The following is a 12,099-nucleotide window of genomic DNA, read 5'->3' as shown; positions in this document are numbered from 1 at the left end:
CGAAGCGCCGGAAGCGCACGCCGCAGAACCCGCCGCCGCTGAAGCAGGCGCCCCGGCTGCCCGCGCCGCGCGTCCCGCCGCGGCCGCTGCCGCGCACGCGGACAAGGAATCGACTTCGATCCGCGTCGGCGTTGAAAAGGTCGACCAGGTGATCAACCTGGTGGGCGAACTGGTCATCACGCAAGCCATGCTGGCGCAGACCGCCTCCACGCTGGATCCGGTGCTGCACGATCGCCTCCTGAACGGCATGGAGCAGCTCGAGCGCAACGCGCGCGATCTGCAGGAAGCCGTCATGTCGATCCGCATGATGCCGATGGATTATGTGTTCAGCCGCTTCCCGCGCCTGGTGCGCGACATCGCCGGCAAGATGGGCAAGCAGATCGAACTGCAGACCTACGGCCGCGCGACCGAGCTGGACAAGAGCCTGATCGAACGCATCATCGACCCGCTGACCCACCTGGTGCGCAACAGCCTGGACCACGGCATCGAAACGCCTGAAAAGCGGATCGCCGCGGGCAAGGACCCGGTCGGCCAGCTGGTGCTGTCCGCGCAACACAACGGCGGCAACATCGTCATCGAAGTCAGCGACGACGGTGGCGGCCTGAACCGCGAGAAGATCCTGAAGAAGGCCATGGCGCAAGGCCTGGCCGTCAACGAGAATTCGCCCGACGACGAGATCTGGCAGCTGATTTTCGCGCCGGGCTTCTCCACCGCCGAAAAGGTCACGGACATCTCCGGCCGCGGCGTGGGCATGGACGTGGTGCGCCGGAACATCCAGGACATGGGCGGTCATGTGCAGCTGTCGTGCGAGCCGGGCCACGGCACCACGACGCGCATCGTGCTGCCGCTGACGCTGGCCATTCTGGACGGCATGTCGGTGCGCGTGGGTGAAGAGACCTTCATCCTGCCGCTGAACCACGTTACCGAATCGCTGCAGCCTACCAATGACCAGATCTACTCGGTCGCCGGCAACGAACGCGTCATGCATGTGCGTGGCGAATACCTGCCGCTGGTCGAGATGCACCGGGTGTTCTCGGTGGGCGAAGCCCAGACCGATCCCACCCAGGCGATCGCCGTCATCATGCAGGCCGAGGACCGCCGCTTTGCGCTGCTGGTCGATCACCTGATCGGGCAGCACCAGGTCGTGGTGAAGAATCTGGAATCGAATTACCGCAAGGTCCCGGGCATTTCCGCCGCCACCATTCTTGGCGATGGCAGCGTGGCCCTGATTGTCGACGTATTTGCGCTCGCGCGCGCCAACCGGGAACGCTGGTCGCAGCCCGAAGCCGTTCTGAATTGATGGAGCTCTAAAAATCATGGCAGCCAAACCGCAAGCGCAAGCCGCGCGCAATGAAGATGTCGGCAGCGAATTCCTGGTCTTTACGCTGGGCGACGAAGAATACGGCATCGACATCCTGAAGGTGCAGGAGATCCGCGGCTACGACGCCGACACGGTCACCCGCATCGCAAACGTTCCGCCTTTCATCAAGGGCGTGACGAACCTGCGCGGCATCATCGTGCCGATCGTCGACCTGCGCATCAAGTTCAACCTGGGCCGCGTCGAATACAACGAGCAGACCGTCGTCATCATCCTGAACCTCGACCGCCGTGTCGTGGGCATCGTGGTGGACGGCGTGTCGGACGTGCTGATGCTGAACGCCGGCCAGGTTCGTCCGGCGCCCGAGTTCGGCGCCACGCTGTCGACCGAGTACCTGACGGGTCTGGGTACCGTGGACGAGCGGATGCTGATCCTGGTGGACATTGAAAAGCTGATGACCAGCGACGAAATGGCGCTGGTGGAGAAGGTCGCCTCCTGATCGGAGTTCGGCCGGAATGCGGGGTAAAGGCGCCATATTGATCGCGATGTGGCGCTTTCCTTTAACGATTGCAGTCAAGGGATGGTTCTTGTGATGCGCAAGTTTTTCGCGAACATGACGATACGCAGCAGCCTGTTGTGGGTGCTGGCGTTTTTCTCATTCATGTTGGTGATCGGTGCCGCGCTGGGCGTGCTGTCTTTGCGCATCAGCAACGGGACGCTGGCCGAAATCAAGCAATCGCAGGAATTGGACGACGCCGTCAGCCGCGTCGTGTCCAGCTACAAGGACACCTTGAACGGCCTGGGCCGTGCCGCGTCCTCCAACTATTCGGACATCGTGCGCAGCATCGGCCAGCCGACCTTGTTGGCGCAGGGCCTGTCCAGCGAGGCCGCAGGCCTCTTGGAGCGGGCCAAGGCGTCGCAGAACAAGGGTCAGGCCGAGTTCGATTTCTTCAAGACGTTGCCGCGTCCCCCCGAGGCGGCAGAGGCGCTCAAGGAAATCGACGATTCTTACACTGCCCTCGTGCAGCAGGGCATCGCGCCGCTGGTCGGCGCGCTGGAAAAGGCCGACATGCCGGCCTATCAGACGCAGGTCCAGAAGGTGCAGGACGCGCTGGAGGGCCGCTTCTCGCGCGCCATCGAGAGCTTTGATTTCTGGCGCGCCAGCAAGATGATGGACGCCTTTGAAGTAGCGCAGGTCCGTTACCAGTTCGTACTGATGGCGGTGAGCGCCGGCGGCATCATCGCCGCGCTGCTGGTCTTTGCCACCTATGTCTTCCTTCGCCGCCGCGTGCTGCAACCGCTGAAGGAAGCCGGCCATCATTTCGACCGCATCGCCAGCGGCGACCTGACCGCCCGCGTCGAGGTCAGCAACACGAACGAAATCGGCCAGCTGTTTGCGGCGCTCAAGCGCATGCAGGAAAGCCTGACGCGCACGGTGGCCTCGGTGCGCCGTGGCGTGGACGAAATCAACGTCGGCTCGCACGAGATCGCGGCGGGTAACACGGATCTGTCCAGCCGCACGGAGCAGCAGGCTGCCTCGCTGGAAGAGACCGCCGCGTCGATGGAAGAGCTGGCCTCGACCGTCAAGCAGAACGCGGACAACGCCCGCCAGGCCAACCAGCTGGCGGCCAGCGCGTCGGACGTGGCCGAGCGCGGCGGCGCGGCGGTGTCGGAAGTGGTGCACACCATGGAAGGCATCTCTGCCAGCTCGCGCAAGATTTCCGAGATTGTTTCGGTCATCGACGGCATCGCGTTCCAGACCAACATCCTGGCGCTGAACGCCGCGGTGGAAGCTGCCCGCGCGGGTGAGCAGGGCAAGGGCTTTGCGGTGGTGGCGGGCGAAGTGCGCTCGCTGGCGCAGCGCAGCGCCCAGGCGGCCAAGGAAATCAAGGGCCTGATCGAGGACTCCGTGACCAAGGTGGGCGCCGGTTCTCAGCAGGTCGAACGCGCTGGTTCCACGATGCAGGAAATCGTGGCCTCGGTGAAGCGCGTGACGGACATCATGGGCGAGATCTCGGCAGCGTCCGAGGAGCAGTCCAGCGGCATCGACCAGGTCAACCGCGCGGTTTCGCAGATGGATGAAGTGACGCAGCAGAATGCGGCGCTGGTGGAAGAGGCCGCGGCCGCAGCCGGCTCGCTGCAGGAGCAGGCCCAGCGCCTGGCCGAAGCGGTGGCCGTATTCAAGATCAACACGGGCGAAGTCATCGAAGTGCCGGCGCATCGGCTGTCTTCGGTGCACGCCACCTATGACGATGCCCGCCTGCATGCGCCCGATGCGCCTGCACTGGGACGCTGAGGATACGCGTGGCAACTTCGGCGAATACGGCGCCGTCCATTCCGGTGGACCGCCAGTTTGATTTCCGGGACGCGGACTTTTCCCGCGTCCGCAAGATGATCCACGCGCGCGCCGGCATTTCGCTGGGCACGCACAAGCGCGAGATGGTCTACAGCCGCCTTGCGCGCCGCCTGCGGGCGCTGGGCGGGCAGGATTTCGCCAGCTATCTGGATAGCCTGGAGAACGAGCCGGACTCGGCCGAGTGGGAAGATTTCATCAACGCGCTCACGACGAACCTGACCGCGTTTTTCCGCGAATCGCATCACTTTCCGATCCTGGCCGACTTCGCGAAGAAGCGCGGCGGGCCGGTTTCGGTCTGGTGCTGCGCGGCCTCGACGGGCGAAGAACCTTACTCGATCGCGATCACGCTGACCGAGGCCCTGGGGCCGCGGGGCGCGGGTTCCACCGTGCTGGCGACCGACATCGACACCAACGTGCTGCAGCGCGCGCGCACGGGCGTCTATCCGAACGAGCGCGTCGCGAAGATGGAGACCGAGCGCCTGCGCCGGTTTTTCCTGAAGGGCCGCGGCGCGAACGAAGGGCACGTGCGGGTGCGCCCCGAGATCGCCGAGATGGTGCGCTACGAGACGCTGAACCTGTTGTCGCCCTCGTGGGGGATCACCGAGAAGTTCGACGTGATCTTCTGCCGCAACATCATGATCTATTTCGACAAGCCGACGCAGGCCAAGATCCTGGAGCGGTTTGTGCCGCTCATGAAGCCGGGCGGCCTGCTGTTTGCTGGCCATTCCGAGAACTTCACGTACATCAGCCGCGATTTCCGTCTGCGCGGGCAGACGGTCTACGAATGCGCAAATAAGGCCTGACCGGGCCAGGGCAGCAAACAAGATGAAGAAAATTAGCGTTTTGTGTGTGGATGACTCCGCGCTGGTGCGCGGCCTGATGACCGAGATCATCAACAGCCAGCCGGATATGGAAGTGGTTGCGACCGCGCCCGATCCGCTGGTCGCCCGCGAGCTCATCAAGCGCCACAACCCTGACGTGCTGACGCTGGACGTGGAAATGCCCCGCATGGACGGGCTGGATTTCCTGGAAAAGCTGATGCGCCTGCGCCCCATGCCGGTGGTGATGGTGTCGTCGCTGACCGAACGTGGAGGCGAAATCACGCTGCGCGCGCTGGAACTGGGCGCGATCGACTTCGTGACCAAGCCCAAGCTCGGCATCCGCGACGGGCTGCTCGAATACACGGAACTCATCGCCGACAAGATCCGCGCCGCGTCGCGCGCCAAGCTGCGCGCCCCGACGCCCCATACGGCGCAGGCCGCGCCGGCGCCCATGCTGCGCCGTCCGCTGTCCAGCTCGGAAAAGCTCGTGATCGTCGGCGCTTCCACCGGCGGCACCGAGGCCATCCGCGAAGTCCTGCAACCGCTCCCGCCGGACAGCCCCGCGATCCTGATCACGCAGCACATGCCGGCCGGCTTCACGCGGTCGTTCGCGCAGCGCCTGGACGCCCTGTGCGCCGTGACCGTGCGCGAGGCCGTGCATGGCGAGCGCGTGCTGCCCGGTCACGTTTACCTGGCCCCGGGCGGCGAGATGCACATGCGCCTGGGCCGCAGCGGCGCCAACTATGTCATCGAGCTGGAAGCCAGCGAACCGGTCAACCGCCACCGTCCGTCCGTGGACGTGCTGTTCAACTCCGCGGCCGTCGCGGCGGGCAAGAACGCCATCGGCGTGATCCTGACGGGCATGGGCAAGGATGGGGCCACCGGCATGCTGGCCATGCACCGGGCGGGCGCGCACACGATTGCGCAGGACGAAGCAAGCTGCGTGGTCTTCGGCATGCCCCGCGAGGCCATCGCTATCGGGGCTGCAAGTGAAGTGGTGCCGTTGTCGGCGATGAGCGAACGCATTCTGACTCGCCTGGGCGACCGTGGGCACCGCGTTTGACGCGGACTGACGCCACGATCGATCTCAAGCAAATTTTTTCTGGAGTGAAAGATGGTAGACAAGGGCCTGAAGATTCTGGTGGTGGATGACTTCCCCACCATGCGGCGGATCATCCGCAACCTGCTCAAGGAGCTGGGTTTCGAAAACGTGGATGAGGCAGAGGACGGCGCCATTGGCCTGGAGAAGCTGCGCAACGGCGGCTTCCAGTTCGTGGTGTCCGACTGGAACATGCCGAACCTGGACGGCCTGGAGATGCTCAAGCAGATCCGCGCCGACGCGTCGCTGGCATCGCTGCCGGTGCTGATGGTGACGGCGGAAGCCAAGAAGGAAAACATCGTTGCCGCCGCGCAGGCGGGCGCCAACGGTTACGTGGTCAAGCCTTTCACCGCGGCGACGCTGGAGGAAAAGCTGAACAAGATCTTCGAAAAGATTGGCGGCTGAGGTGTGCGATGAGCTCAACGGAAACAGTTGACCCGACAGAGTCGCCCGACCTGATCCATCGGATCGCCTCGCTGACCCGCATGTTGCGCGACAGCATGCGCGAACTGGGCCTGGATCAGGCGATCAAGGATGCCGCCAACGCGATTCCCGACGCCCGCGACCGCTTGCGGTACGTGGCGCAGATGACCGAGCAGGCCGCCAACCGCGTGCTCAACGCCACGGAGCAGGCCGGTCCGATCCAGGACAACATGGCCCGTTCGGCGCAGGCGCTGGATAGTCGCTGGCAAGAGTGGTATGACCAGCCGCTGGAAATGCCGCAAGCGCGCGAACTGGTGAAGGACACGCGGGCCTTTCTGGCCGACGTGCCCAAGCAGACGCAGCAGACGCAGTCCAAGCTCATGGAAATCATCATGGCGCAGGATTTCCAGGACCTCACGGGCCAGGTCATCATGCGCATGATGGACGTGGTGGGCGCCATCGAACGCGAACTGCTGCAGGTGCTGCTGGACAACGTGCCGCAAGAGCGCCGCGACGAAGCCAACAGCCTGCTCAACGGCCCGCAGATCAACCCGCAGGGCAAGACCGACGTGGTCACCAGCCAGGATCAGGTCGACGACCTGCTGGCCAGCCTGGGCTTCTGAGCCCGGGGCCCGCGATGTCCGCCGGCGGCGGAAAGACGGCGTCTTTCCGCCCGCATGCGCCAGCGTCGTGCGCGTGTCACTCCTTCTCATGACGTATTCCCTAAGGGCGAAAACGCCTGCTGGCCGATAGACTCCTGCCAACAATAATCGGGGCCTTGCAGCGCGAGACAAGGCGCGCCCAGCGCGCCAGACCACGGATGCCCAAAGCAGGCGGTCCGGGTCAGGGAGAGGAGGTTCATGATGGCCAGATCCGTATTCCGCTTGGGCGGCATGTGGGGATTGTTGCGTCGGCTCAACCGCGGCGACGCGGTGCTGTCCGAGCGCCCCTTGTCCTTCAGTCCGGCCGCCTGGCCGCTCTACCGGTTCCTGGCGCAGATCCGACTTCGGATCATGACCGTGCGCCAATCCAGCATCGAGATCGCGCTGAACGCGGCGCGCACGCAATTCCAGGCGGGGCGCTGTTCATTGCTGGCGCGCGAGCAGGCGAGGGCGGCCGAAGCTTTGGCCGCCAGCGGGGCGCAGATCGCCGATCTGTCGGCATCGACCTCCACCCACGCCCGCGACATTGCCGCGGTGTCGGGCCAGAACCTGCAGGCGGCGCGGCAGGCGCTGGCCGAACTGACCGAGGTCAAGACGCGCGTGGACCGCATGACGCATGAGATGGCCGCCTTCACCGAGGTGGTGGCGCAACTGGCGGCGCGCGCGCAGTCGGTGGGTGACATCAGCAAGGCGATCAAGGATATTGCGCTGCAGACGCAACTGCTGGCCTTGAACGCCGGCGTGGAGGCCGCCCGGGCGGGGGACGCGGGCCGCGGTTTCGCGGTGGTGGCCAGCGAGGTCGGCCGCCTGGCCGAGCGCGTGAACACCGCCACCAGCGACATCGGCCGCCACACGACGCAGATGCTCGACCTGGTCGGATCCACGCAACGCCAGACGGGCACGCTGCGCGAGGACGTGGACGCTTCGGGCGCGGTGCTGGATCGGACCTGCGTCGGCTTCGAGCGATTCGTGCGCGACTTCGACAGCATGAACCGGCAGGTGAGCGACGTGGTCCAGGCCATTGGCGAGGTCGATGCCACCAACCACGGCATGAGCGAGGAGGTCGGGCGCATCGCGGCCTTGAGCGCGGACGTGCTGGAACGGGTGGGCAGCATGTCGGGCGAGATCGACCGCATCCGGCGGCAGACGGAAAGCGTGCAGGAAGTGCTGGCAGACATGCGCACGGGTGGCACCGCGTTCGACAGCCTGTCCGAGTCGCTGGAGGCGTTTGCCGGCACGGCGGCCGGTCTGCTGCAGGATGCCCGGCGGCGCGGCGTGGACGTGTTCGACCGCCACTACCAGCGCATTGCCGGCAGCGAGCCGCCGCGCTATCACACGGCCTACGACCGCGCGATCGACGAGCCGCTCACGCGGCTGCTCGACAGCGTACTGGAAGCCGTGCCGGGCGCCATCTACACGATTCTGGTGGATAACCGGGGCTACGCGCCCGCCCACAACAGCCGGTTCTCGCTGGCGCCGACCGGCGATCCGAAGGTTGACATCGCGCGGGTGCGCAACAAGCGCATCTTCGACGACCCCGTGGGCGCCCGGCTGGCCGCCAACACCGGCGCGCAGCTGTTCCAGACGTATTCCCGCGACACCGGCGAGATCGTCAACGACATTTCCCTGCCCATTTATCTGGGGCCGGAACACTGGGGCGCCGTGCGCATCGGGCTGGATTACGCGCGCTTTCTGGCCATCCTGGACGGCCACGCCGCCAGCGGCCGGGTGGCTCAGGCGGCGGGCTGAGGCGGCTGCTGCCGGGGGGCTGGCCGGTAGCCGGCGGCGCATCTGGGAATAGCGCCGCTTTCCCCCCTTTTCTTGGCATATCGCCAACCCCCGGCGCCTCCTAGAATCTCGGCGGGCGGCTTGCATTCCCACGTCAGCGAGCCGCAACAATCCCGTAGAGCATGTCCGAAGAAAGCGACCTCGAGAAAACCGAAGCCGCCTCTCCCAGGCGCCTGGAAAAGGCGCGCGAGGAGGGGCAGATTGCGCGTTCCCGGGAACTGGGCACGTTCATGATGCTGGCGGTAGGCGTTGCGGCGATCTGGGCGGGCGGAGGATCGCTGTACCAGGGCCTGACCGGCGTGCTGCGCAGCGGGCTGGCGTTCGATCAGCGCGTCGCGCTGGACCCGGGGGTGATGGTCGAGCAGGCGGTGAGCGGCTTCGGTCACGCGCTGATGGTGCTGTTGCCGATCTTTGGGCTGCTGGCGGTGGTGGCGGTGCTGTCGAGCGTCGTGCTGGGCGGCCTGGTCATTTCGACCAAGCCCTTGCAGCCCAATTTTTCCAAGCTCAGCCCGCTGGCGGGCTTGAAGCGCATGTTCTCGTCGCAGACGGTGGTGGAGCTGATCAAGGCGCTGGCCAAGGCCATGCTGGTCGGCGGCGTGGCCGTCTGGGTCATCTGGCGCTATCACGACGACATGTTGGGGCTGATGCACGTGGCGCCGTCGGCCGCGCTGACCAAGGCGCTCAGCCTGGTGGCGATGTGCTGCGCCTTCATCGTGGCCTCGCTCCTCATCATCGTATTGCTGGACGTGCCCTGGCAGATCTGGAGCCATTTGAAGAAGCTGCGGATGTCCAAGGAGGACGTGCGCCAGGAACACAAGGAAAGCGAAGGCGATCCGCACGTGAAAGCGCGTATCCGGCAGCAGCAGCGCCAGGCCGCCCGCCGCCGCATGATGTCCGAAGTGCCCAAGGCCGATGTCGTCGTGACGAACCCGACGCACTATGCGGTGGCGCTGAAGTACGACGAATCGAAGGGCGGCGCGCCGCGCGTGCTGGCCAAGGGCACGGGCCTGATCGCCGCGAAGATCCGCGAACTGGCCGCCGAGAACAAGATTCCCACATTGGAGGCGCCGCCGCTGGCGCGCGCATTGCATCAACACGTCGAGCTGGGACAAGAAATCCCGGCCGAGCTGTATACCGCGGTGGCGGAAGTGCTGGCATGGGTATTCCAGCTACGATCCTGGCGCTCGGGCTGGGGGCATGAACCGATGGCCCCCACGAAACTGAACGTGCCAGCCGAACTGGACCCGCAGGCAAAAACCGCAGCACAAGGAGTTTAAGGAATGAGCGCACTGCTCACCATGTTGAAGAGTAACGGCGGCACGCACGCGCGGCTGCTGGCGGGTCCCATCCTGATCGTGATGGTGCTGGGCATGATGGTGCTGCCCCTGCCCACGTTCCTCCTGGACCTGCTGTTCACCTTCAACATCGCGTTGTCCGTGATGATCCTGCTGGTGGCCATGTTCACGCGCAAGCCGCTGGATTTTGCCGCGTTCCCGGCCGTGCTGCTGTTTGCGACGCTGCTGCGCCTGTCGCTGAACGTCGCGTCCACCCGCGTCGTGCTGCTGCATGGTCACACGGGTCCGGACGCCGCGGGCAAGGTGATCGAGGCCTTCGGCCACTTCCTGGTGGGCGGCAATTTCGCGGTCGGGATCATCGTCTTCATCATCCTGACCATCATCAACTTCATCGTCATCACCAAGGGTGCGGGCCGTATCGCCGAAGTCGGCGCGCGCTTCACCCTGGACGCCATGCCCGGCAAGCAGATGGCGATCGACGCGGACCTGAACGCCGGCCTGATCGGCGAGGACGAGGCGCGCAAGCGCCGCGCGGAAGTGTCGCAGGAGTCGGACTTCTTCGGCTCGATGGACGGCGCCAGCAAGTTCGTGCGCGGCGACGCCATCGCCGGCCTGCTCATCATGGCGATCAACGTCATCGGCGGCCTGGTCGTGGGCGTGGCGCAACACGACATGTCCATGGGCGAAGCCGGCCGCGTCTACACGCTGCTGACCATCGGTGACGGCCTGGTAGCCCAGATCCCGGCGCTGGTGATCTCCACCGCCGCCGGCGTGGTGGTGTCGCGCGTGTCGACGGACCAGGACATCGGCCAGCAGATCATCAGCCAGCTGTTCTCGAACCCGAGCGTGCTGTTCCTGACGGCCGGCATCATCGGCATCATGGGCCTCATACCCAACATGCCTCACATCGCCTTCCTGACCCTGGCCGGCGCGCTGGGCTGGGGCGGCTGGGCATTGCTCAAACGCAAGCAGGCCGCCGCCGTGGCGGCCGAAGAGATACCGCCGCAGGCGATCACCCAGGCGCAGGCCGCGGCCGCCGAGGCAAGCTGGGAAGACGTGTCGATGGTGGATCAGCTGGGGCTGGAGGTCGGCTACCGCCTGATCCCGCTGGTGGACCACGCCCAGAACGGCGAACTGCTGCACCGTATCCGCAGCCTGCGCAAGAAGTTTGCGCAGGACGTGGGCTTTCTGCCGCCGGTCGTGCACATTCGCGACAACCTGGAACTCAAGCCCAACGATTACCGCATCCTGCTGTCGGGCGTGGAAGTGGGCAACGGCGTGGCGATGCCCGGCCAGTGGCTGGCCATCGACCCGGGCGGCGTGACCATGCAGATCAAGGGCACCCCGACGACCGATCCGGCGTTCGGCCTGCCGGCGCTGTGGATCGACAGTTCGCTGCGCGACCAGGCCCAGGTGGCCGGCTATACGGTGGTCGATGCGGGCACGGTCGTGGCCACGCACTTGAATCACCTGATGCACCGCCACGGTTCGAACCTGCTGGGCCGCCAGGAAGTGCAGCAGCTGCTGGACCGCATCGGCCGCGACGCGCCCAAGCTGGTCGAGGACCTGGTGCCCAAGACGCTGTCGCTTACCGCGCTGCAGAAGGTGCTGCAGGGCCTGCTGTCCGAAGAAGTGCCGATCCGCGACATGCGCACCATCATCGACACGCTGTCCGAGCACGGTCCGCGTCTGGCGGCGCTGGCCGCCGGTTCGGGTGGCCAGCCCGATATCAACGAGCTGATCGCGCTGACGCGCCGCGCGCTCGGCCGCGCCATCACGCAGCAGTGGTTCCCGGGCGAGGGCGAGCTGCGCGTGATCGGGCTGGATGTGAAGCTGGAACGCGTGCTGTCGCAGGCCATGACGACCAGCGGCGGCCTGGAGCCGGGCCTGGCCGACACGCTGCTGCGCGAGGCGCAGGCGGCGGTCGAACGGCAGGAATCGCAGGGCAATGCGCCGGTGCTGCTGGTGTCGCCGGTGTTGCGCGCGCCGCTGTCGCGCTTCCTGCGCCATCATCTGCCGCAGTTGGGCGTCTTGTCGAATACGGAAATTCCCGATGAGCGCATCGTCCGCGTGACGGCGCTGATCGGCGGGAGCAATGGGCAATGAAGATCAGCCGCTTTTACGGGGCAAACACCCGTGACGTGATGCGCCAGGTGCGCGAGGCCCTGGGGCCGGACGCGTTGATCGTGTCGAACCGCAGCGTCGAGGGCGGCATCGAGGTGCTGGCCACCGTTGATGGCGCGTTCGACGACGCGCCGCCACCGCAGACGCCGCCGCGCGAGGCGCCGGCTCAGGCGCAGTCCGCGCCGCAGCGCCCGCCCGCGGCGCCGTCGTTCG

Annotated in this window: 10 protein-coding genes and 1 pseudogene; all 11 read left to right on the top strand. The window is 66.0% G+C overall.

From position 1 onward, the window contains the following. Positions 1-1,300, top strand: a 1,300-nt coding sequence (locus tag HV786_RS27075) for a chemotaxis protein CheW (protein ID WP_254599527.1), incomplete at its 5' end; no start/stop codon positions are given. A gap of 16 nt (positions 1,301-1,316) precedes the next feature. Continuing rightward, entirely contained in the window at positions 1,317-1,817 is a 501-nt protein-coding gene (cheW, locus tag HV786_RS27070) for a chemotaxis protein CheW (RefSeq protein ID WP_056316575.1), read from the top strand. Positions 1,818-1,910: 93 nt separating this feature from the next. Further along, complete coding sequence (locus HV786_RS27065; protein ID WP_128828141.1) at positions 1,911-3,614, top strand: methyl-accepting chemotaxis protein; 1,704 nt, start codon at positions 1,911-1,913, stop codon at positions 3,612-3,614. Between the two features lie 8 nt (positions 3,615-3,622). Beyond that, entirely contained in the window at positions 3,623-4,477 is an 855-nt protein-coding gene (locus tag HV786_RS27060) for a CheR family methyltransferase (RefSeq protein ID WP_056316578.1), read from the top strand. Between the two features lie 22 nt (positions 4,478-4,499). Next, positions 4,500-5,558 carry a protein-glutamate methylesterase/protein-glutamine glutaminase gene (locus HV786_RS27055; protein ID WP_056316581.1) on the top strand — a complete coding sequence of 353 codons (1,059 nt, stop codon included), beginning with the start codon at positions 4,500-4,502 and terminating at the stop codon, positions 5,556-5,558. Positions 5,559-5,609: 51 nt separating this feature from the next. Beyond that, positions 5,610-5,999, top strand: a complete 390-nt coding sequence (gene cheY / locus HV786_RS27050) for a chemotaxis response regulator CheY (protein ID WP_056316584.1) — start codon at positions 5,610-5,612, stop codon at positions 5,997-5,999. Positions 6,000-6,007: 8 nt separating this feature from the next. After that, positions 6,008-6,640 (top strand): protein phosphatase CheZ, encoded by a 633-nt coding sequence (cheZ, locus tag HV786_RS27045; RefSeq protein ID WP_056316587.1) that lies wholly within the window; start codon positions 6,008-6,010, stop codon positions 6,638-6,640. Between the two features lie 237 nt (positions 6,641-6,877). After that, positions 6,878-8,428 (top strand): methyl-accepting chemotaxis protein, encoded by a 1,551-nt coding sequence (locus HV786_RS27040; protein ID WP_254599526.1) that lies wholly within the window; start codon positions 6,878-6,880, stop codon positions 8,426-8,428. A gap of 161 nt (positions 8,429-8,589) precedes the next feature. Beyond that, positions 8,590-9,744, top strand: a complete 1,155-nt coding sequence (gene flhB / locus HV786_RS27035) for a flagellar biosynthesis protein FlhB (protein WP_056316590.1) — start codon at positions 8,590-8,592, stop codon at positions 9,742-9,744. Positions 9,745-9,747: 3 nt separating this feature from the next. Next, complete coding sequence (gene flhA / locus HV786_RS27030) at positions 9,748-11,868, top strand: flagellar biosynthesis protein FlhA (RefSeq protein ID WP_175212083.1); 2,121 nt, start codon at positions 9,748-9,750, stop codon at positions 11,866-11,868. Continuing rightward, a pseudogene (locus HV786_RS27025) lies at positions 11,865-12,099 on the top strand (flagellar biosynthesis protein FlhF); the annotation flags it as partial. The gene flhA and the pseudogene HV786_RS27025, both read left to right, overlap by 4 nt.

Origin of the sequence: Achromobacter mucicolens (assembly GCF_902859725.1) — a bacterium.
GTDB lineage: Bacteria > Pseudomonadota > Gammaproteobacteria > Burkholderiales > Burkholderiaceae_B > Achromobacter > Achromobacter mucicolens.
This window is presented reverse-complemented; position numbering and strand designations above follow the sequence as displayed.

Coding starts and splice junctions, on each gene's coding strand:
- flhA (WP_175212083.1), top strand. CDS start 9,748: ATGAGCGCACTGCTCACCATGTTGAAGAGTAACGGCGGCACGCACGCG.
- HV786_RS27055 (WP_056316581.1), top strand. CDS start 4,500: ATGAAGAAAATTAGCGTTTTGTGTGTGGATGACTCCGCGCTGGTGCGC.
- cheZ (WP_056316587.1), top strand. CDS start 6,008: ATGAGCTCAACGGAAACAGTTGACCCGACAGAGTCGCCCGACCTGATC.
- HV786_RS27040 (WP_254599526.1), top strand. CDS start 6,878: ATGATGGCCAGATCCGTATTCCGCTTGGGCGGCATGTGGGGATTGTTG.
- cheW (WP_056316575.1), top strand. CDS start 1,317: ATGGCAGCCAAACCGCAAGCGCAAGCCGCGCGCAATGAAGATGTCGGC.
- cheY (WP_056316584.1), top strand. CDS start 5,610: ATGGTAGACAAGGGCCTGAAGATTCTGGTGGTGGATGACTTCCCCACC.
- HV786_RS27065 (WP_128828141.1), top strand. CDS start 1,911: ATGCGCAAGTTTTTCGCGAACATGACGATACGCAGCAGCCTGTTGTGG.
- flhB (WP_056316590.1), top strand. CDS start 8,590: ATGTCCGAAGAAAGCGACCTCGAGAAAACCGAAGCCGCCTCTCCCAGG.